Origin of the sequence: Halorubrum tropicale, from assembly GCF_001280455.1 — an archaeon.
Classification (GTDB): Archaea; Halobacteriota; Halobacteria; order Halobacteriales; family Haloferacaceae; genus Halorubrum; species Halorubrum tropicale.
The window spans coordinates 19,178-38,619 of record NZ_LIST01000002.1; the positions used below are offsets into that span (position 1 = coordinate 19,178).

The 19,442-nt window shown below is 71.6% G+C and carries 20 protein-coding genes and 1 tRNA gene; 5 read left to right on the top strand and 16 right to left on the bottom strand.

The features are described from left to right. The first annotated feature begins 249 nt into the window (after positions 1 to 249). Positions 250 to 1,545, top strand: a complete 1,296-nt coding sequence (locus AMR74_RS05200) for a DNA double-strand break repair nuclease NurA (protein WP_053771015.1) — start codon at positions 250 to 252, stop codon at positions 1,543 to 1,545. A 339-nt stretch (positions 1,546 to 1,884) separates the two neighbouring features. Here AMR74_RS05200 and AMR74_RS05205 read toward each other — a convergent pair whose 3' ends face one another. From AMR74_RS05205 to AMR74_RS05255, 11 genes are all read right to left on the bottom strand, one after another. Then, on the bottom strand, positions 1,885 to 2,619 hold the full coding sequence (locus AMR74_RS05205) for a CPBP family intramembrane glutamic endopeptidase (RefSeq protein WP_053771016.1): 735 nt from the start codon (positions 2,617 to 2,619) through the stop codon (positions 1,885 to 1,887). Between the two features lie 87 nt (positions 2,620 to 2,706). Then, positions 2,707 to 3,993: a hypothetical protein gene (locus AMR74_RS05210; RefSeq protein WP_053771017.1), complete on the bottom strand. Its 1,287-nt coding sequence runs from the start codon at positions 3,991 to 3,993 to the stop codon at positions 2,707 to 2,709. A 127-nt stretch (positions 3,994 to 4,120) separates the two neighbouring features. Beyond that, positions 4,121 to 5,224, bottom strand: coding sequence for a DoxX family protein (locus AMR74_RS05215; protein ID WP_053771018.1), 1,104 nt, complete (start codon positions 5,222 to 5,224; stop codon positions 4,121 to 4,123). Positions 5,225 to 5,319: 95 nt separating this feature from the next. Then, on the bottom strand, positions 5,320 to 5,877 hold the full coding sequence (locus AMR74_RS05220; protein WP_053771019.1) for a class I SAM-dependent methyltransferase: 558 nt from the start codon (positions 5,875 to 5,877) through the stop codon (positions 5,320 to 5,322). 72 nt (positions 5,878 to 5,949) lie between these two features. After that, the gene (locus AMR74_RS05225) at positions 5,950 to 7,092 is read right to left on the bottom strand and encodes an aminotransferase class V-fold PLP-dependent enzyme (protein WP_053771020.1); all 1,143 of its coding nucleotides are present in this window, start codon (positions 7,090 to 7,092) and stop codon (positions 5,950 to 5,952) included. 86 nt (positions 7,093 to 7,178) lie between these two features. Next, entirely contained in the window at positions 7,179 to 7,520 is a 342-nt protein-coding gene (gene trxA / locus AMR74_RS05230) for a thioredoxin (protein WP_053771021.1), read from the bottom strand. 223 nt (positions 7,521 to 7,743) lie between these two features. Beyond that, positions 7,744 to 8,028, bottom strand: a complete 285-nt coding sequence (locus AMR74_RS05235) for a translation initiation factor eIF-1A (RefSeq protein WP_006628131.1) — start codon at positions 8,026 to 8,028, stop codon at positions 7,744 to 7,746. A gap of 99 nt (positions 8,029 to 8,127) precedes the next feature. Continuing rightward, on the bottom strand, positions 8,128 to 8,829 hold the full coding sequence (locus AMR74_RS05240; protein WP_053771022.1) for an AAA family ATPase: 702 nt from the start codon (positions 8,827 to 8,829) through the stop codon (positions 8,128 to 8,130). A gap of 115 nt (positions 8,830 to 8,944) precedes the next feature. Further along, entirely contained in the window at positions 8,945 to 9,241 is a 297-nt protein-coding gene (locus AMR74_RS05245; protein ID WP_053771023.1) for a DUF3006 family protein, read from the bottom strand. After that, positions 9,238 to 10,659, bottom strand: coding sequence for a lamin tail domain-containing protein (locus AMR74_RS05250; protein ID WP_205625948.1), 1,422 nt, complete (start codon positions 10,657 to 10,659; stop codon positions 9,238 to 9,240). The genes AMR74_RS05245 and AMR74_RS05250 overlap by 4 nt, the downstream gene beginning before the upstream one ends. Positions 10,660 to 10,918: 259 nt before the next feature. Next, positions 10,919 to 10,993 (bottom strand) — tRNA-Val (locus AMR74_RS05255). A gap of 248 nt (positions 10,994 to 11,241) precedes the next feature. Here AMR74_RS05255 and AMR74_RS05260 point away from each other — a divergent pair. Then, complete coding sequence (locus AMR74_RS05260; protein WP_053771024.1) at positions 11,242 to 12,366, top strand: M24 family metallopeptidase; 1,125 nt, start codon at positions 11,242 to 11,244, stop codon at positions 12,364 to 12,366. A gap of 63 nt (positions 12,367 to 12,429) precedes the next feature. Here AMR74_RS05260 and AMR74_RS05265 read toward each other — a convergent pair whose 3' ends face one another. Next, positions 12,430 to 13,818, bottom strand: coding sequence for an NAD(P)/FAD-dependent oxidoreductase (locus AMR74_RS05265; protein ID WP_053771025.1), 1,389 nt, complete (start codon positions 13,816 to 13,818; stop codon positions 12,430 to 12,432). A 198-nt stretch (positions 13,819 to 14,016) separates the two neighbouring features. On the opposite strand from AMR74_RS05265, the gene AMR74_RS05270 reads away from it, so the two are divergent. Continuing rightward, positions 14,017 to 15,372, top strand: coding sequence for a sodium-dependent transporter (locus AMR74_RS05270; RefSeq protein WP_053771026.1), 1,356 nt, complete (start codon positions 14,017 to 14,019; stop codon positions 15,370 to 15,372). Positions 15,373 to 15,403: 31 nt separating this feature from the next. Here AMR74_RS05270 and AMR74_RS05275 read toward each other — a convergent pair whose 3' ends face one another. The 4 genes from AMR74_RS05275 to AMR74_RS05290 all read right to left on the bottom strand — a co-directional run bounded on the left by AMR74_RS05275 (position 15,404) and on the right by AMR74_RS05290 (position 18,095). Continuing rightward, a complete protein-coding gene (locus tag AMR74_RS05275) occupies positions 15,404 to 16,060 on the bottom strand; it encodes an AIM24 family protein (protein ID WP_053771027.1) in 657 nt (218 codons plus the stop codon). A gap of 115 nt (positions 16,061 to 16,175) precedes the next feature. After that, on the bottom strand, positions 16,176 to 16,841 hold the full coding sequence (locus AMR74_RS05280) for a cytochrome c biogenesis protein CcdA (protein ID WP_053771028.1): 666 nt from the start codon (positions 16,839 to 16,841) through the stop codon (positions 16,176 to 16,178). A 16-nt stretch (positions 16,842 to 16,857) separates the two neighbouring features. After that, positions 16,858 to 17,403, bottom strand: coding sequence for a TlpA family protein disulfide reductase (locus AMR74_RS05285; RefSeq protein WP_053771029.1), 546 nt, complete (start codon positions 17,401 to 17,403; stop codon positions 16,858 to 16,860). Then, on the bottom strand, positions 17,400 to 18,095 hold the full coding sequence (locus AMR74_RS05290) for an SCO family protein (protein WP_053771030.1): 696 nt from the start codon (positions 18,093 to 18,095) through the stop codon (positions 17,400 to 17,402). Before AMR74_RS05290 ends, AMR74_RS05285 begins: the two co-directional genes overlap by 4 nt. A 208-nt stretch (positions 18,096 to 18,303) precedes the next feature. On the opposite strand from AMR74_RS05290, the gene AMR74_RS05295 reads away from it, so the two are divergent. Then, positions 18,304 to 18,510: a cold-shock protein gene (locus AMR74_RS05295; RefSeq protein WP_004595330.1), complete on the top strand. Its 207-nt coding sequence runs from the start codon at positions 18,304 to 18,306 to the stop codon at positions 18,508 to 18,510. 197 nt (positions 18,511 to 18,707) lie between these two features. Then, complete coding sequence (gene radB / locus AMR74_RS05300; RefSeq protein ID WP_053771031.1) at positions 18,708 to 19,415, top strand: DNA repair and recombination protein RadB; 708 nt, start codon at positions 18,708 to 18,710, stop codon at positions 19,413 to 19,415. Positions 19,416 to 19,442 lie beyond the last annotated feature (27 nt).

Sequence of the window (19,442 nt, forward strand, 5' to 3'; positions counted from 1 at the left end):
TAAAAGCACATCGCCTCCAACTATTATCGCTGATATCGTCGTTTAGGCTCTGAGGGGCCGGAAATTAAGACAATTGGTGGTGTCTAGTTGACACCAGCTACCGGCCGCTATTGCCCCTTCTTCGGCGATAGTCGAACGTGTTCGCGGACGCGAGCGGTGTCGCCCCGGTCGCCTCGTCGCCCTCGGCCGGGTGACGCCGCCGCCGGCGCGGCCGACGGGTTTTACCTTCGGCCGGTCCGCGGTACGGTCGTGACGCTCGATCCGATCCACGTCGAGAACATCGCCCGGCTCGCGTACGGCATCGGCGGCGACGTGGACGCGACGGACCACGACGACCTCGCGGAGCGCGTGTGGCGCGAGTGGCTCCCGGAGCTCCGCGCCGACGGCCGAGTCGTCGTCGAAGCGCTCGGCGACCACGAGCGCCGGCGCGCCGCCATCGACGACGTGGCGCTCGCGGCGCGCCCGTACGAGACGGTCCACGGCCTCGATTCGGGGACGATCAACCCCACGACGTTCAAGAACGGGCTCGTCGTCGACGTCGCGCACGCGGCGATGGCGAGCTCGCCGACCGACCTGGACCTCCACCGCGACCGCACCATCGTCGCCACCGTCCACGCCGGCGACTCGACCGCCGGCTTCGACAGCGAGTGGACCCGCCGCGACGAGGGCCACACCCGCCAGCGCGTGTTTCACGTCCCGCGGGTGAACCGCTACGCGGAGCGGGTCGTCCACGCGCTGGCCCTGTACCTCGCCGAGGGGACCCACGCGCTCGACCACGCCGACGAGGTCGACGAGCTCCTCGTCCTCGACGGCCCCGTCTACCCGAAGGAGCTGTTCACCTGGGCCGACCGCGACCCGGAACTGGGCGCGCTCGCCCGCGAGGCGAAACCCCGCGCGGTGGTCGAGAAGTACGTCCGCCTCGTCGAGCGGTTCGTCGAGCGGGACGTGCCGCTGGCCGGCTTCGTCAAGAACCCCGCGAGCACCACCGCGGTCCGGGCGCTCGCGCGCGCCGGCGTCGAGTCGCCGTGGCCGGACGACACCGCGCTGTTCACCCGCCTGCTGGAGCGGCGCGAGCCGGACGGGGACGGCGTCGGCGGCGCGGGCGCCGCGGGCGACCGCGACGCGGACCGCGGCGCCCGCCTCGACGACGACCTCACCTTCACCACGTGGTTCCGCAGCCGCGGCGGCGCGGACGCGCCGATGGCCGCCGACGGCGACGCGCTCGGCGTCGAGCGCGAGCTCGACCCGGCGCTGTACGAGCCGACGTTCATGGTCGTCTACGACCCCCGGACCGACGTGACGTACAAGCTGGAGGCGCCGTACGCGTTCGCGCGCGATCCGGCGACCCGCGAGCGGCTGACCCGACAGGTGGTCGCGGAGGTGGCCGCGACGCGCGGCCCGCCGGAGCCGGTCGCGAAGGCCGACGAGCTGGCCCGGATCTCGGCCACCGAGAAGGCGGCGCTCCGCCGGAAGTTCGAGGAGCGGCTCGGCAGCGACCAGCAGGCGACCTACGACGACCTGCGCTGGGGGACGGACGGGTACTGAGACGCGGTCGACTTCGTGTAACGAGCTGACTCCGTGACGACGGCGAGACCTCCAAATCCCCAGCCGCGAGGCCGCCGCACACTCGCTGTGCTCCTCGCTCGTTCGCTTCGCTCACTCACTGCGGTGCTTGCGTCGTCTGCGACGGCCTCGCGGCTGCCCCTCTGAGTCCCGCCCCGCACTGCGCCGCACGGCGCCTCACGCCTCCCCAGCCTCGTCGCTGGCGGCGACCGCCGCCAGCGACTCCCTCGCGCGTGCTCCTCGCGGCCGCCGGTGGCGGCCGCTCGCAGGCACGCGCCACCGCGAAGGTGATAGGTGTCCGTAGGAACGTCGCTCCGGCCCTCAGAGCGCCTGCGAGAGCAGCACCACGTAGATGGCGGCGTTGTACACGCCGTGCGCTAACCCCGGGACCACGACGTTGTCCGTCCACTCGTAGAGCGCGCCGAGGACGGACCCGAGCACGACGACGACGCCCACGTACGCCCACCGCTCGGCCGGGGTGCCGGAGACCGAGGGGAGGTGGATCAGGCCGAACGCGAGGCTCGCGATGAGCACCGCGGGGACGGCGTCGAACGCGCGCCGGACGCCCCCTTGGACGACGCCGCGGAACAGCAGCTCCTCGACCGGGCCGACCACCGCGAGCGACACCGCGATCATCGCGAGGTAGTAGGTGACCGGGTCGCCCGCGGGGACGACCGCCTGGTTCTGTCCGGTCGAGAGCCCGACCTGATCGAGCGCGAACAGCGCGCCGTACTGGAACGCGAAGAGGACGGCCCCGCCGCCGACGACGATCGCCGCCTGGCGCGCGTCGGGCCGGGACGCGCGGGCGAGCTCCCACTCGCCCGTGATCGCGAGGTACCCGGCGACCGCGACCGCGAACCCGCCGAACTGGAGCACCGTCCGGAGCAGTTGGTAGCCGGTCGACCCCTCCGCGACCAGCCCGATCGAGACCGCCAACTCCGCCGCCGGGACCGTGATCGCGCTCGCGACGAGGAGGGCGAACACGATCGCGAACAGCGCGCTCGCGACCCGGAGCACTCGCTCGGCGACCGCCGAGCCGGGTGCGTCGTCGCTCATTGGAGGGCGTACGGCGCCCCGAGGCTTAGACGCACCGGATGTCGCTCGGCGGTCGCCGCGCGTCTGACTCGGGAGCGGGCGCGGAAGTCACTCGATCCGCAGTTCGCGCTTCTCGTCGACCGCCTCGGCCTCCGCGAAGTCGCCGCCGCCGAGGAGCCCCCGGGCCGCCTTCTTGCCCCACTCGACCGCGGGCTGCGTGAACGTCGAGACGCTCGCGAGCTCGCCGTACAGCACGCAGGCCGCCTCCATCCCGAACAGCAGCTCGCCGAGCGCGCGCTCGTCGACGCGGTCGACCTCGACGCGCACGTTTGGGACGCCGGCGGCCGCGAGGCTCGCCTCGGTCGCCTCGAACTCCGCGTCGAGCAGGTCGCCGAGCGACGAGCCGCCGAGGTACGCGAGCCCGTCGAGGTCGGTCTCCGGGATCGGCGCGTCGGCGCGCTCGGTCGGGCGCACGAGCGTCACCAGCTTGTCCGGCGGGCCGGCGCGGTACAGCTGGAGCTGGGAGTGCTGGTCGGTCGCGCCGAGCGCGCGGGCGGGCGTCTGCCCGAGCCCGTCCTTCCCGAGGCTCTCGGCCCACAGCTGGGCGAACCACTCCGCGAACGTCTCCAGCGACTCGGCGTACGGCATCACGGCGTTGGTGAGCGCGCCCCGCTCCGCGAGCGCGTACGTCGCCGCCCCGTAGGCGTAGGCGGGCGACTCGTACAGCGACCCCGCGAGCGCGTCCATCCCGTCGCGGCCGCCAGCGAGGACGGCCTCCACGTCGTGGCCCTGGAGCGCGGCGACCGCGAGCCCGACCGTCGACAGCGCCGAGAACCGTCCGGGGACCCCGTCGGGGACCGGCAGCGAAGGCAGGTCGTGGCGGTCGGCCAGCTCTCGGAGGTTCCCCGTCTCGCCCGTGGTGACGAGGGTGCGCTCGGTCCAGTCGACGCCCGCGTCGGCCATCGCCTCGCGGACGACGAGGAAGTTCGCGAGCGTCTCCGCGGTCGTCCCCGACTTCGAGACCACGTTGACGACGGTGTCGTCCAGCGGGAGGCCGGCGAGCAGGCGCCGGGCGTCGTCGGGGTCGACGTTGTCGAGGACGTAGGCGTCCACGTCGCTCGCGAGGGCGTTCGACAGCGTCGCCGCGCCGAGCGCGCTCCCGCCGATGCCGACCGTCAGCACCGCCTCGGGCCGGTCGAACCCGTCGACCGCGGCGTAGATCGCGTCCGGGTCCGCTGTCTCGGGGAGGGTCAGGGCGGCGTACCCGAACTCGTCGTCGGCCATCCCGGTCGCGATCCGCTCGTGCGCGGCCGCGACGCGGTCGTCGAGCCTGTCCAACGTCTCCGTCGTGAGCCCCGGGGTCGTCTCCAGGGCGTTACCGAGGTCCACTCGCATACGTGTCTCACCGCGCGAGAGGGACTTAATAACCGCCGGCGGACGGCGGTCGCCCGTCGCCCCGCCGCCGGTCGGCGCGACGCGCGAGCGACGGGGCTCGGTCGGCCCCCGGTCGATCGGCGCTCGATCAGTCGGCGGCCGCGATCGGTTCCTCCTCCTCGCCGAGCGCGGGTCGACCGACCCAGCGGTCGAACGCCAGCGGACCGGAGCCGAGCGTGAACACCGCCGAGGCCATGCCGAACAGCGCCACGTGCGCGAGGACCGGGTCGTCGGGCAGCCCGAACAGCGTCGTCGTGAACAGGGCGAACGAGAGGGCGGCCGCGCCGCGGGTGAAGAAACCCGCGATCAGCGCGAGGCCGACGGCGACCTCGGTCACGCCGGCGCCGACGACCCACAGCCCCGCGTCGACCGGCACGACCGACGTGAGGTCGTACTTCTCGACGACCTGAAGCGCGCTCCCCGGGTCGGCCAGCTTCTGGATCAGCCCGAGGTAGACGAACGAGACGCCCATCCCGACGCGCAGCACGGTCGGCACGTAGCGCCGCAGCGGTCCGGTCGCCTCGTCGAGGAACGACTTCAGGTGGTGAACGGGGTCGACCCGACCGTAGTACGACCCGGGCGTGCTCGCGACCTCTAGGAGCATGTCGTCGGCGCTCGGCCGCCCGCCGCCGAGGATCCCCAGCGCGACGAACACCGGGACGTACTCCACCGCGAGGACGACGAGCGGGTCGACCGCGACGAGCACCCACGCGTACGTCAGCAGGCCGACCGCGGCGGCGATCCGGGTCGCGAGCCCGAAGAGGAGGGCGAAGCCGAGCCCGATGAACAGGAGCCGGAGGAGCGGGCTCGCCGCGGGGTCGAACGAGAGCGTCGGCGCGAACAGGTACCCCTGGAAGCCGGCGCCGACGAGGGGGAGCCCGACGGCGAGCCGCAGCATCCACGGGACGAGGTCGCCGTACCCGGCGAGCTTCTCCCGGAGGACGACGACGTCGACGATGGTCGGGCGCACCCGGAGGTACGCGGCCAGCCCGGCGACCGCGACGAGCCCGGACCCGGCGAAGAGGGCCGCGTTGAACGGGTCCGAGAGCACCTCGGCGACGAACGCCGCCGCGTCGAGCGGGTCGCCCGAGTCCTCGGTGACGTAGTCGACGTGGGCGGCGACCGGCCGCGCGACGAGCGTCGCGAGCAGTGCGACCGCGGCGGCGGCGACCGATCGGTGACGAACGGACATGCCCGCGTTACGGGCCGGACGCACCTAACGCTATTTCTTCACGAACGTTCGTCAAAGGGGCTGAGACGGTCGGTTCGTCCCCTCGGCGGCGGGCGTTACGGCGCCCGCGCGACGACGCCGAACGTCTCTGTCCGCGTCGCCGCCGAGGCGACCTCGAAGCCCGCGGCCTCCAGCGCGGCGACCGCGTCGGCGGCGGCGAACCGCTCGTCGACGGGCGGGCCCCGCTCGCCGTCGCCGTCGGCCGACCAGTCGAACGTCGCGACGACGCCGCCCGAGCGCACGACGCGCGCGAGCTCCGCGACCGCCGCGTCGCTCGCGAACTCGTGGTACGTCATCGTCGAGACGGCTCCGTCGAGTTCGCCGTCCGCGAACGGGAGGTCCTCCACGTCGCTCGCGACGAGTTCGACGTTCTCCGGCGTCCCCTTCTCGCGGTACCGGTCGTGCATCTCGCGCTGGACGTCGACGCCGTAGACGGTCTCGACGTGCGGCGCCACGTCGTCCGTGTAGAAGCCGGTGCCGCTGCCGAGGTCGGCGACGACCGCGGCGTCGGCCTCGACCAGCGGCCCGACCAGCTCCTCCGCGGACACCCAGCGGTACCGCCCGGGGCGCTCCAGCCGGTCCGCCTGCTCGGCGTCGAACGTGTGGAATCCCATGCGCGGTCTTGTCCGCGGAGTACTAAAACGCGTCCGGTCGCGCGGTGCGGGACCGCCGACTTCCGCCGCGACTCACCACTCCGATTCCAGCGCGTCGAGGAGCCGGTCGACCTCCGTCTCCGTCGAGACCGCGTGGACCGACACCCGGACCCCGTTCGGGTGCGGGAGCGAGCGGACGACGACGTCCTCCTCGCCGAGCCGCTCGACGGTCGCATCGGGGTCGTCGACGTCGATCGTGACGAGTCCCGACTCGTAGGCTCGCGGGCTGAGGAGCCGGTCGTCGGGCACGCCCGCCTTCAGTCGGTCGGTGAGCGACTCGATCCGCGACTCGATCGCGTCGAGCCCGACCGCGTCGATCGCGTCGAGCGCCTCGACGAGGCCGACGTGGGCCGCCGCCGTGGTCGTCCCGATCTCGAACCGCCCCGCCGCCGGCTTGAACTCGATCTCGTCGCCGGTCGGGTCCGCGACGCTCCGGTAGCCGACGGCGCGGGGCGCGAGGTCGGCCGCCGCGTCGCGGTCGACGTAGAGGAACCCGGCGCCCCACGGGCCGAGCGTCCACTTGTGGCCGGCGGCCGCGACCGCGTCGGCGCCCCACTCGTGTACGTCCATGCGCATCTGCCCGGGCGACTGGACCGCGTCGACGAGGGTGAACGCGCCGGCGTCGTTCGCGACCTCGACGAGGTCGGCGACCGGGAGTCGGGTGCCGTGCGTCCACGTGATCGCGCTGAAGCAGACGAGGCGGGCGTCCGCGACGGCCGCGGCGTACTCGTCGCGGTCGAGGCGACCGTCCTCCGTCTCCAGGACGCGCACCTCGACGCCCTCGCGTTCGAGACGCCGCCACGGGAGGACGCCGGCGGGGTGTTCGAGGTCGGTCCGGACGACCACGTCGCCCGGCTCCCAGTCGATCGCGCCGGCGACGCGGTTGATCCCGTCGGTCGTGCTTTCGGTGAGCGCTATCTCTTCGGGGTCGGCGCCGACGAACGCGGCGATCCGTTCGCGCACCCGGTCGTACGTTTCGAACGCGCGCTCGTAGGGGTCGGTCGTCGCGGAGCCGTACTCGTGGTCCTCGACGAACGAGGCCGCCGCCTCGACGACGTACTCCGGGCTCGGGCCGTGCGCGCCGAAGTTGAAGTACGCCGCGTCGCCGAGGGCCGGGACGTCCGCGCGGAGCTCTCTGGGGGTCATACCGTCGTCGTCGAGTCGAATCGTTCTCATGGTGTCGGTTTCGGCGACTCGGGCCGCGGCGGATCGGCCGCCGACCGCGCCCCGGCTGCTTCGGCGTGCTGCGCGTTCGGGACGGCTCAGGCGGCGTGCTTCTCGATCGCGTCGGTCAGGGCCTGCTCGGACTGCGCGCCGACCATCCGGTCGACGAGTTCGCCGTCCGCGAACACGAGCAGGGTCGGGATGCCCTGGACCCCGTACTCGCCGGCCAGCGCCTGGTGGACGTCGACGTCGACCTTCAGCACCGCCGCGTCGGTGTCCGCCGCGACCGCCTCGACGGCCGGTTCCATCATCTGACACGGGCCGCACCAGTCGGCGTAGAAGTCCACGAGGACGACATCGTTATCGGCGACGTGCGCCTCGAACGCGTCCGCGTCGGTCAGCTGGATCGGTTCCGCAGGGGCCGCTTCTGTCGAACTCATACCCACGCCTACGCGCCTCGACGTGATAATGGTTTTGGATAGAACTCACAATACTACGAGACACGACCCGCGTCGTCACTCCGGCCGGGTCGCGGTACGAGCCGGCCCGGCCGCTGTCGGAGCCGGAAACGACGCTGACCGGGCGACCGCCCGAACGCGGCGCGTCGGAGTGCTGAGAGAAACTGAGAAATGCCGGTCGGCGGCGACGCGGCACGCGCTTCGATTACTGGATGTGGCCTTCGCGGCGCAGCTGGTCGGCGTCCTCGTCCTCGTACCGCCACTCGACGTTCGCCTTCTCGTCCTGCCAGTCCCACGGCTCGGCGAGGACCACGTCGCCCTCGCTGATCCACGTGCGGTACTTCATGCGGCCGGGGATCCGACCGAGGCGCTCCACGCCGTCGGCGCAGCGCAGCTGAACGTGGTTGCCGCCGAGGTGTTCCGTCACCACGGCGAACACTTCGTCGTCGTTGGGCATGCGGAGGTTCTTCCGCCCGGATTCTTCGCTCATACCACCCGTAGTGCGCTCGCCCGTATAAGTGATGGGAGACGCGTGTGTACCCCCGTCATGCGGTCTGTTCACACGATTGCCGCGTCGCGGGCGGGGCCCTCACTCCGCGTCGGTGACCGCGGCCGAGCGGTCGTCGCCGGCGGCGGAGGCCTCCTCGCTCGGCGCGTCCTCGCCGGGCGCGCGGCCGCCGAACGCGGCGTCGACCTGCGCGAACGTCTCCGCCTGCGTCCCGGAGTTGTCGACGACCACGTGGTCGGTCGCGATCTCGTCGAACAGCTCCTTGAACCGGAGGTGGATGTCGAAGTCCGCGTCGCTGATCCCGTCGCGCCGCTCGATCCGTCGCTCGACGACGGCCTCGTCGCAGGCGACCTCGACCAGGTCGAACTCGGCGGCGGCCGCGGCGGCGGTCTCGCGGGCGTCCGCGCGGAACCGCGCGTCAGCGAACGTCGCGTCGAGGACGACGGCGTCGCCGGCGTTGACGTCGTCGCGGGCGCGCGAGAGGAGTTCGGCGTAGACGGCCGCGGTCTCCGCGTCGGTGTACTCGGGGTCGTCGAACAGCTCCTTGCGGATCACGTCGGTGCGGCGGATCCGGCCGTCGACGCGGTCGGCGACCCGCTCGGCGACGGTCGTCTTGCCGACGCCGGGGAGCCCGCAGACGACGACCAGCCGCCCGGACGGCGACCCGTCGTCGGTAACCGAAGCGGCCGCGGTCGACGCCTCCGAAGCGAGAGAATCGGACGCGTCACGCTTCGAAGTCGGCGATTCGCTCCGGTCCGGTCGTCGGCCGCCTCCGTCGCTCATCTACCCGTACCCTCCGGGGTGACGCTAAAGAAACTTCGCATCGCCCGCCCCCGCGAGCCCCGCCGCGCTCCGCTTCCGGTCCGTGCGGCGCGGCGCGCGCCGACCGCCCGAGCGGTCAGGCGTCCTCGTCGGACGGCGGCCGCTCCGAGAGCCGGTCGAACCGGTCCTGCGCCGCCTCCGAGCGCGCCTCCGTCCGCTCGGGATCGTAGGCGGCGGACTCGATGCGCTCGCCGTCGAGAGTCACCGAGAGGACGGCGTCGGCGCGTCGCCCGTCCGGCGGGAGCCGCGCGGTGTCCACCACCGCGTCTCCCACCTCCTCCCCGTCCCGCTCGAAGAACACGGTCGCGAGCCCGTCCTCGACGGCGTCGACGACCGCGGTGTACTCGCCGTCCGGGAGGTCGACGTCGCTCACTCGTAGCTCACCTCCAGCACGCGGTCCCCCTCGGCGTTCGAGAGTATCACGGTGTCGCCGGCGTTGTTCCAGACCGGCGACCCCGCCCCCCAGTACAGGTCCCTCTCGGTGTCCGCGCCGCTCCCGGTCCGCAGCGTGACCGTCTCCCCGGCGCCGAGCGCGAACCCCTCCGGGAACTCGTAGCTGTGGCCCGCCTCGTCCGCGACGGTCCACCCGGACAGGTCGATCGGCTCCCCGCCCGTCTTCTCGAAGACCACGTACTCGTCGTTGAGGTTCTCCCCGTCGGCGCCCTCGGCGTCCGCGTTGATCGCGGCGACCGCCAGCGCGTCCGCGCCGGTCGCCGTCCCATCGTCCCCGTCGTCGCCCCCGGTCTCGCTGTCGGTCCCGCCCGCGACCGGGTCGCCCCCGAGGCGAGCGCGCTCGACGACCTCGCCCCCCGCGCCGGGCTCGATCGGTTCGGCGTCGCGGAGCGCGAGCGGGTCGGTGGGGGCGTCGCGCTGCGTCCGCACGGAGACGCCGCTCCCGTCGCTCACGAGGACGACGTTCCCGTGCGTCGCGGTCCAGTACGTCGGGATCGACCGCTCCGCGAACCGCCGGAGCACCTCCTGGGTCGGGTGCCCGTACTGCGAGTCGTACGCGCTCGACACCACGACCGCCCGCGGCGCCACCGCGTCGACGAACGGGCCGCTCGACGAGCTCGACGAGCCGTGGTGGCCGGCCTTCAGCACGGTCGACCGCAGCTCCGCGCCGTACGTGTCGATCAGGTACGCTTCCTGGTCGTCTTCGGCGTCGCCGGAGAGCAGGAAGCTCGTCTCGCCGTGCGTGAGCTTCAGCACGATGCTGTTCTCGTTGCGCGCTTCGCCTTCGAGGTACGGCTCGGGCGGCCCGAGCACGTCGACCTCGACCGCGCCGAACGAGATCGCGTCGCCCTCGCGCGTCTCGTACAGCGTCACGTCGTGTTCCTCGACGGCGTCGAGGTACTCGGCGTACGTCTGCGTGCTCGCGGCGATCCCGGGGTCGTAGACGGCTCCGATCCCGTCGGCCTCCGTCTCGTAGTACCCGATGATCGCCGCGTTGCCGCCGATGTGGTCCGCGTCGTTGTGCGAGGTGACGAGGTGGTCGATCCGCGTGACGTCGTGTCGCCGGAGGTACTCCAGCACGTACTCCCCGTCGTCGTTGTAATGTCCCGTGTCGACGAGCATCGTCTCGCCCCGCGGCCCGCGGATCAGCGTACTGACCGACTGTCCGACGTTGATGTAGTGGACCTCGACGGTCCCGTTCCCCGTCTCGGCCGCGGTCTCGTCGCCCGTGTCCGGCCCCGTCGGCGCCTGATCGCCGGGCGCCGCGCCGGCACAGCCCGCGAGGACGACGATCCCCACGACCAGGAGGACTTCGAGCGCACCCCCTGTTCGTTTCATATCTCCTTAATGCGCTACACAGGGAAAGAGGTACGTGTCCGGTACCGGTCCTGACCGGCCGGTCGACGGAGTCGGCGGTGCCGCCTTTCCGACAGTCTACTCGATCGACGGTTCGTGGATTTCATCGGTCGGTGGTCGATCAGCGGTCGGTCGGCGGTCACCCCAGCGGTGCCCGTCGCCATCTGAGAACACAGTAATCCGAGTTCCTTCGACGGCACACACGTCTCTCGCCGTCGTGCGGTTTTCGGGTATAAGGAAGTGGGTTGGGGCAGATTTGAACTGCCGGCCTCCTCCATGTCAAGGAGGTGTCATAACCGGACTAGACTACCAACCCGCATGGGCTTGCTGACGCATCTTCTCGTTTCCGAGGGACGTAATTGAACCTTTCGTTTCCGCCCGCCCGCCGACGCGGATCCAAGCGCCCGATCAGGAGACGGCGCGGCGACGATTTCGGGTTCGGCCGGGGTCATCCGGCGTCGTCTCGGGCCGTCCGGGGTCGAGCCCCACCGACCTCGCGCGGCGACCTCTCGGCCGCCGGCGCGGTTCCGACCGGTTTTACCCGTTCGGCGAGAGTCCGTGGGTATGGTCGACCTTGCCGCCCGCACGGAGAGGCTCGACGCGTACCTCGCCGAGCGCGGGCTCGAAGCGGTCTGGTTCGCGCGCCCGAACGGGTTCGCGTGGCTCACCGGCGGCGACAACGTCGTCGACGACGACGCGACGACTGGCGTCGCGGCCGCCGGTTACGACGGCGAGCTCCGCGTAATCTCCGACAACATCGAGGCGGAGCGGCTCGCCGCGGAGGAGCTTCCGGACGCGTTCGCGGTCGAGTCGTTCCCGTGGCACGCCGACTCCCTCCCGGAGGCGGTCGCCGAGCGCTCCCCCGCGCCCGCGGCCGCCGACTTCGACGTGCCGGGCTTCGAGGCCGTCGACGGGAGCCGGCTCAGACAGCCCCTCACCGACGACGACGTCGAGCGGTACCGCGAGCTCGGCCGCGAGGTCGCGGCCGCCGTCGAGACGGTCTGCCGGAACCTCGAACCCGAGGACCCCGAGTACGAGGTCGCGGCCGGCATCGACATCTCGCTCGCCTCCCGCGACGTGGACACGCCGGTCGTCCTCGTCGGCGGCGCGGAGCGGGCGCAGTCGTTCCGCCACTACACGCCGACGGACGCGGCGCTCGGCGACTACGCGCTCGTGTCCGTCACCGCCGAACGCGCCGGCCTGTACGCCTCGATGACGCGAACCGTCGCCTTCGACGCCCCGGACCGGTTCGAGGAGCGCCACCGCGCCGCGGCGCGCGTCGCGGCGACCGCGGTCCGCGCTACCGAGGCCGCGGCGGCCGGTGCCCTCTTCGGAGGCGACGAGGCTCCCGACACCGCCGGCGACGTCTTCGGCGTCATCCGGGACGCGTACGACGCGGTCGGCTTCGGCGACGAGTGGGAGAACCACCACCAGGGCGGCGCGGCCGGCTTCGCGGGCCGGGAGTGGTTCGCGACGCCCGGCGGCGACGAGCCGGTCCGGTGGCCGATGGGCTACGCGTGGAACCCGACGGTTCAGGGGACGAAAAGCGAGGACACGCACCTCGTCGCGCCGGAGCTGACCGAGCGGCTCACGAAGACCGGTCGGTGGCCGACCCACGAGGTCGAGCCGGTCGACGTCGGAGGACTCGACGGCGAGCCCGTCGAACTGGCGGCGCCGGTCATCCGATAACGGCGCCTCCAGCGAGGCGCTGGCTCTGGGTATCCCGCTCCGGACCGGGGTGCGCGCCGCGGGTCAGTAGACGTACTCGCTCTCGTCGATGCCGACGTAGTCGCCCTTCACCCGGCGCTTGTTCCACTTGTAGCCGAGCATCAGCTTCAGCGACTCCCAGCCGGACCGGTACGGCTGCGAGAGGAGGTTCCCGCCGGCCTCGGCGGCGAGCATCGCGTCGGCCGCCCCGATGACGCGGTTCCAGTCGTCCGGGCCGTAGTCGGCGACCATGTCGGCCATCGTCACGTTGCGGACGACCTCGTCGCCGATCGCCTCCTTCCAGCGGCGGTTGTAGGCGGCCAGGTCGCCCTCGGCGGCGAGTTCGCCCGCGATGGCGCCGGTGCGGACCGCCACGTGGTCGCCGCCCTCGTGGAACGCCGAGGTCGTCCCCATCGCGCCGCCCGCGACCGCGATGCCGGCGTCTACGGGCGAGTCGATCGGTCGCGTCGACGAGATCGGGTACGTCTCCGTCCCGTTCCGCTTTCCCGCCTCCTCGACCAGCGGGAAGTCCTCCTCGACGTCGTACTCGTCGCCGTACTGCCACTCCAGGAGGCGGCGGACGTACTCGCCGCCCTGCGGGATCGACTCGTCGTCCTCGCGGAGGAGGGCGTACTCCGAGGCGTCCACCTCGTCGATGTCGAGGCCGATCGGCATCGTCAGGCCGACGCGGCAGACCCGGTCCGCGTTCGGGAAGATCCACGGGTACGCGGTCTCTCCGGGCATCACGCCCCACCAGAAGACGATGGCGTCGTTCACCTCCTCGAACACCTCCTCGGGGACGCGCCGGTACTCCTGGTAGGCGATGTGGTTCGCCGTGCGGGAGGCCAACCGCTCGGAGGCCTGCGCGTCCGCCGGCAGGTACTCGTCGAGGACGCGGTTCGTCACCGTCCGCTGCGGGCCGTCGGCGAGGACGACGAAGTCGGCGCCGACGCTCCCCCCGTCCGCGAGGTCGAGCACGTGGCGCGGGCCGTCGTCGACGGGCGCGACCGAGAGGTCGGTGTCGACCCCGCGGACCGAGGTGCCGACGCGGTACTCGGCGCCCGCGTCCTCGGCGCGGTCGCGGAGCCAGTCGTCGAAGCGGGCGCGCTGGAAGGTGTAGCCGAACATGTCGTACGAGGACTCGATACCGGTCGAGGTCAGCGTCGCCGCCTCGTCGGGCCCGCGGAACTCCGCGCGGCTCAGCTCGCGCTGAACGACCCCGTCGTCGAACTCGTCGGGGTGGATCCCCATGATGTCCACCCAGTAGTCCAGGATGCCGGCCGCGTCGGTCGAGTCCGGACCGAGACGGTCGCGGTCGGCCCGTGGGACCCCCTTCTCGATGACCAGGGCGTCCGCGCCGCCGGTCGCGGCCGCGTGCGCCGCGGACGACCCGGCCGGCCCACCGCCCACGATCGCGACGTCTACGCGTTCCATACACCGAGAGGTTCCCGTCCGGCTATTAAATTCACGGTCCCCGGCGCGGCGCGAACCGGCTCGCCGTTCCTGCGCGGCCGCGCGGCGCCGTCCCCCCTCCGCCGACGCCGGTGACCGATTGATCATGTTCGATTATCGGTAGTAAGAGCGCCGGAGAGACACGTTTTTACGGGGGACGGGGATTCATCCGGCACACAAATGGCACGCGAGACGTGGGCGACGCGAGCGGGCTTCATCCTCGCCGCGGTCGGCAGCGCGGTCGGGTTGGGGAACGTCTGGCGGTTCCCGTTCATCACCGGCCAGTACGGCGGATCGTCGTTTCTGATCACCTACTTGGCGTTCGTCGCGCTGATCGGGTTCCCGGCGATCCTCGTGGAGTTCGTCATCGGGCGCCGGACCGACCGGAACCCGGTCGGCGCGCTGCGGGAACTCGGCAGCGGCGTCTGGGGGTCCGCCGGGTGGCTGTTCGTCGTCACCGGGTTCATCATCCTCTCGTACTACAGCGTCGTCGCCGGCTGGTTCCTGCGCTACACGCTCATCGGGATCACCGAGGGGTACACGCTGACCGACCCGGCCGAGGCCGAGGCGCTGTACCAGACGGTCTCGACGGGGCTCGACACGCTCGTCTTCCACGCCCTGTTCATGCTGCTCGTCGTCGGCATCATCGCCGCCGGCGTCAGGCGCGGGATCGAACTGAGCGTGAAGGTGATGATCCCCGCCATCCTCGTGCTCCTCGTCGGCCTGGCCGGATACGGGTTCACGCTCGACGGCGCGAGCGCGGCGTACGCCTACTACCTCTCGCCGGACTTCGGCACGATCGCCGCGAACTGGACGGAGATACTCCCCGCCGCGGCCGGACAGGCGTTCTTCACGCTCTCGCTCGGGATGGGCGTGATGATCACCTACGCCTCCTACCTCGGCGAGGACCGGAACCTCGCTGCCGACGCCGGGATCATCGCGACGATCGACACGCTCGTCGCCGTCCTCGTCGGCTTCGTCGTCTTCCCCGTCCTCTTCACGGTCGGGATCGAACCGGGCTCCGGCGGACCCGGCGCGATCTTCGTCAGTCTCACGGCCGCGTTCGCCGGGATCCCCGGCGGCCGGATCCTCGGGATCGTCTTCTTCGGCATGGTCGGGATCGCCGCGCTCTCGTCGGCGATCAGCATCCTCGAAGTGCTCGTCTCCTACCTCATCGACGAGGTCGGCGTTGCCCGCGTCCCGGCGTCGGCCGCGCTGGGCGCCGCGGTGTTCCTGCTCGGCGTTCCGGTGACGGTCGACTCGATCTTCCTCGGCCTGTACGACGGGCTCGCGTACGGCATCCTGCTCGTCCTCGGATCGCTGCTGCTCGCGCTGTTCGTCGGCTGGGTCGTGCCCGGCGTCGGTCGCGAGGAGCTCCGGACGGGGATGGGCGACGCCGCCGGCTTCGACGGCGCGTGGATCTGGGTCGTTCGACTCCCCCTCGTCTTCGTCATCTTCGTCTCGTTAGTCCTCGGCGTCACCGACTACGTCGGCTTCCTCACCGGCGGCTTCGCCGACTGGCTGGCCGCGCGGTAACCGCGGGTCGCGGGGGTGTCGCCTTCCCGCCTTAGACGTGTTCCTCGCGCGGCTGGACCACGACGAAGCCGTCGGCGCCGTCGAAGCGCATCTGGTAGCGCTCGCCCGACTCCTGGCCGATCATGTCCGAGAGGCTCCGGTTGACCTCCACGTCCGGCGACGTGCCGCCCCACGCGACGGTCGCGCTCGGGTCGGTCGCCACCGGCGGTTCCAAGACGATCGGATCGCCGTGCGTCGTGATCGCGACGTAGCCCGGGCCTTCGAGGTAGACGTTGCTGAAGCCGCCGGCAAGCGCGCCGGCGAGGCTGTCGATGGTGTTGATCTCGTAGGAGAGCGACTCCTCGAACGCGAGCACGTCCTCGCCGTTGACCGTGATCGACTCGCCGGCGCCGAGTTCGATCACCTGGACCTTCTTACCGTCGTCCGCGAAGTAGACGTGGCCCTGCCCCTCGACGGCCATGATCGGCGTCCCCTCGCCGGTGGCGGCCTCCTTGAGGAAGCCGGTGATGCCGCCCTCCGCGGAGGCCTTCCCGGTGAACGACACGTCGCCGGTGAACGCCACCATCGAGCCGGCCTTCGCCATGACGGTGCCGTCGACGTCGACGTCTAAGGTGTAGCTGTTCTCGCGCTGGAAGGGTTCCGCGCTGTCCGTCGGTGCGTTCGCGGCGGTGAATTCGTCTAGGTTCATGGTACGGGGACCGAACCGCAGCGGTTCGGCTGTACGGGAATTCCGCGCTATCGGTTAAGAAGGTATGGGGCGGCGTGCGAGCGCCTCGCACGGGGCGCCCGCGACGCGCCCGGGCTCAGTACACGACCAGCGCGAGGTAGAGCTGTCCGATCCCCGCGACGACCATCACGGCGCCGGCGATCCGCTTCAGCAGGCCGGCGTGGGCCATCACCCGGTTCGCGTTGCTGACGAGGCCGACGCCGGTCGCGACGGTCGTCGCGGCCATCAGGACCGCGACGGTGCCGGCGTAGATGCCTACGAGCAGTACCGCCGTCTCCAGCGGGAGCGCGATGGCGCGGGCGACGACGCTGAGGAACACCGGCGCCACGCAGCCCGCGCCGGCGAGCGCGTACCCCGCGCCGAACACGCCGAATCCGAGTACGCTCGACCGCCGCTCCGGCAGCGGCACCGACACCGACGGCGCGCGCCCGGCGACCACGAGCAGGCCGAAAGCGATCAGTAGCGCTCCGACGAGCGTCTCGAACACGGTGATGTTCGACAGCGTCGAGTAGCCGACTCGGACAGTCGCGCCGGCGAGCAACGCGAACGTCGCGAGCACGCCGACGGCGGCAGCGATACCTCGAACTCCCGCCCCGACGACGGACGCGGAGTCGGCGTCGACGGAGTTCACGTAGAAGCCGACGTACCCGGGTAAGAGCGGGTACGCGCACGGCGAAAAGAACGTTGTTACGCCCGCAGCCACGGCCAGCGGGACGTTCGTCGCGAGCGAGATGTCGGTCATGAGTCGGGTCGCCGCGTCATCCGTCGAGCGCCCGCTCGATGCCCGCGACGAACTCGTCGGCGGTGTGCGTCCCGGAGGTCGCCCACCGGACCCGTCCCGAGGCGTCGATGGCGCGGGCACTGGGATACCTCCCGACGTCGAGCCGCGCCGCGAGTTCGGCTGAGACGTCGGCGGCGACGAGCCAGTCACCGTCGTGTTTACGCCACCAATCCACCACCTTGTCCTCGCTAATCCTCTCGCCGACGGGCTCCGTCGTCACGGAGACGAACAGCACCTCGTCGCCGATCCGATCGTGGGCCGCCGCGAGGGCCGGCATCTGCTCGGCGCAGGGGGGACACCACGTCCCGAAGAAGTCGACGAACGTCGGCCGGCCGGGCGCGGGAAGCGTCACCTCACCGCCTCGGCTCCCGGGCGCGTCGACCGTGTCGAGCGTCACCGGCTCGATCGGCTCTGGAGCGTCGCCGCCCCCGAGTGCGTCCGGGACCCCGCCGGTCGCGACGACCCCGGCCCCGCCGAGCGCCCCGGCGCTCGCGAGCCCCGCCAGCAGGTGTCGTCGCCTCACGCCGTGACCACCCGCCGGAAGTCGTCGACGATCCGTTCCACGTCGGTCGCGGGGCCGCGCGGGTACGCGCGCTCGACGATCCCACGCTTGTTGACGAGGAGGATGAGCCCGTAGTGCGGGAACGTGTACTCCAAGCTCTCGTAGTCGTTGTCGAACGCCTTCTCGATCTTGAGCCCGAACTCCTCGTCGAACAGCTCCTGGCCGCGCTCGTACGTCTCCGGGCGGAGGAAGTGCCAGTTGCCGGCGTCGAGGTCGACCCCGCGCTGGTCCGCGTACTCCCGGAGGACCTCGGCGGTGTCGCGCTCGGGGTCGAACGTGGTGGGGAGGAACGCCGCCTCGTCTTCGAACCCCTCCTCGGCGGCGACCTCCTGCGCGCGCCGAAGGCGGAGGATGAGGGCCGGACAGACGCCGTCGGGGCAGTTGGTGTAGAACATCGTCCACAGGAACGCGCGCTCGCCCTCGAACTGCGCCGTCGATATCTCCTCGCCCGTGATCGGGTCGGGAACGGTGAATTCGGGCATCTCGTCGCCTTGGATCGGGTGGACCGGGTCTCCCCGAGTCTGCTCCGGCGGGCCGAGGATCGTCCCCTCGGGACCGGACTCGCCGAGGACGCCGGCACAGCCGGCCGTGGCGGTCGTCCCAGCGACGGCGCCGGAGGCGGCGAGCGAGCGGAGGAAGTTGCGGCGGTCCATGTCGTTGCCCGACCTACGTGGTCGCTCGTAAATGAACCCCGCGCCTGGTGGCGCGCGATGAACACGACCGATATCGCCCGGAAAGCGGTCCCAGCCGCCGTGAACGGCCGCTCCGGTGCGATCAGACCGGTGGACAAACGTCCGGAACCCCCGTGGTACCGTGACCCTCGCAAGGGTTATCCCCCAACCGGCTGTACGTTTATTCGCAATGGCAAACGGTAAGGTTGATTTCTTCAACGACACTGGCGGCTACGGTTTCATCTCGACTGACGACGGCGACCTCGACGACGACGAAGACGTGTTCTTCCACATGGAAGACGTCGGCGGCCCGGACCTCGAGGAGGGGCAGGAAGTGGAGTTCGACATCGAGTCGTCCCCCAAGGGGCCCCGCGCGACGAACCTCGTCCGCAACTAACCCTTCACACCGCGGACGACGCGTCCGCACGAACCACCGGATTTCGGCCGTCGCTCGACGCGATCGGCGCCGTCTCCGTTTCTCTCACACGTATCACGCCTCCGCGAGCGGCGGCTGATCGCTGCCGCGCGACGGCCGGCCCTCGCGGAGCGACGCGATCGACCGTTTAAATACGAGCGCGGGCCAAGTCGGGCCCAGTGAGCGATCCGATCCCGACCGGCTGCCGGCCGGTCGACGAGCTGTTGGGCGGCGGCTTCGAGCGCGGCGTCGTCACGCAGGTGTACGGCCCGCCGGCCGCGGGGAAGACGAACCTCGCGCTCGCCGCGGCGGTCGAGGTCGCGGCCGGCGGCGACCGCGCCCTCTACGTCGACACCGAGGGGCTCTCCATCGACCGGTTCGAGCAGATGGCCGCCGGCCGGCTCGACCGGGGCGACGGCGACGAGGACCTCGAAGCGCTCGCCTCGCGGCTGGTCATCTCGGAGGCGTACGACTTCGACGACCAGCGCGAGGCGGTCCGCGACGCCGAGGAGCTCGCCGAGGAGGTCGAGCTGATCGTGTTAGACTCCGCGACGGGCTTCTACCGGCTGGAGCGCGCCGGCGACACTCAGGGCGGCGAGTCGCTCCGGAAGGTCGCAAAGCAGGTGACCCACCTCCTCTCTCTCGCCCGGCGTCACGACGTCGCCGTGGTGATCACGAACCAGGTGTTCACCGACCCGGAGGGGGACCGGGACCGCGCGCTCGGCGGCAACACCCTCAACCACTGGACCGGCGCGATCCTCCGCGTCGACCGGTTCCGCGGCGGGAACCGCCGCGTGACCCTCGAAAAGCACCGGTCGAAGCCCGCGGGCGACACCGCGACCTTCCGCATCGTCGGCGACGGGCTCGCGGAGGGCGCGGACGGGTAGCCGACGCGGCGAACGGCCGCGGAAGGC

Coding starts and splice junctions, on each gene's coding strand:
- AMR74_RS05205 (WP_053771016.1), bottom strand. CDS start 2,619: ATGAGCGACGACGCACCCGGCTCGGCGGTCGCCGAGCGAGTGCTCCGG.
- AMR74_RS05210 (WP_053771017.1), bottom strand. CDS start 3,993: ATGCGAGTGGACCTCGGTAACGCCCTGGAGACGACCCCGGGGCTCACG.
- AMR74_RS05215 (WP_053771018.1), bottom strand. CDS start 5,224: ATGTCCGTTCGTCACCGATCGGTCGCCGCCGCCGCGGTCGCACTGCTC.
- AMR74_RS05220 (WP_053771019.1), bottom strand. CDS start 5,877: ATGGGATTCCACACGTTCGACGCCGAGCAGGCGGACCGGCTGGAGCGC.
- AMR74_RS05225 (WP_053771020.1), bottom strand. CDS start 7,092: ATGAGAACGATTCGACTCGACGACGACGGTATGACCCCCAGAGAGCTC.
- trxA (WP_053771021.1), bottom strand. CDS start 7,520: ATGAGTTCGACAGAAGCGGCCCCTGCGGAACCGATCCAGCTGACCGAC.
- AMR74_RS05235 (WP_006628131.1), bottom strand. CDS start 8,028: ATGAGCGAAGAATCCGGGCGGAAGAACCTCCGCATGCCCAACGACGAC.
- AMR74_RS05240 (WP_053771022.1), bottom strand. CDS start 8,829: ATGAGCGACGGAGGCGGCCGACGACCGGACCGGAGCGAATCGCCGACT.
- AMR74_RS05250 (WP_205625948.1), bottom strand. CDS start 10,659: ATGAAACGAACAGGGGGTGCGCTCGAAGTCCTCCTGGTCGTGGGGATC.
- AMR74_RS05260 (WP_053771024.1), top strand. CDS start 11,242: ATGGTCGACCTTGCCGCCCGCACGGAGAGGCTCGACGCGTACCTCGCC.
- AMR74_RS05265 (WP_053771025.1), bottom strand. CDS start 13,818: ATGGAACGCGTAGACGTCGCGATCGTGGGCGGTGGGCCGGCCGGGTCG.
- AMR74_RS05270 (WP_053771026.1), top strand. CDS start 14,017: ATGGCACGCGAGACGTGGGCGACGCGAGCGGGCTTCATCCTCGCCGCG.
- AMR74_RS05275 (WP_053771027.1), bottom strand. CDS start 16,060: ATGAACCTAGACGAATTCACCGCCGCGAACGCACCGACGGACAGCGCG.
- AMR74_RS05280 (WP_053771028.1), bottom strand. CDS start 16,841: ATGACCGACATCTCGCTCGCGACGAACGTCCCGCTGGCCGTGGCTGCG.
- AMR74_RS05290 (WP_053771030.1), bottom strand. CDS start 18,095: ATGGACCGCCGCAACTTCCTCCGCTCGCTCGCCGCCTCCGGCGCCGTC.
- AMR74_RS05295 (WP_004595330.1), top strand. CDS start 18,304: ATGGCAAACGGTAAGGTTGATTTCTTCAACGACACTGGCGGCTACGGT.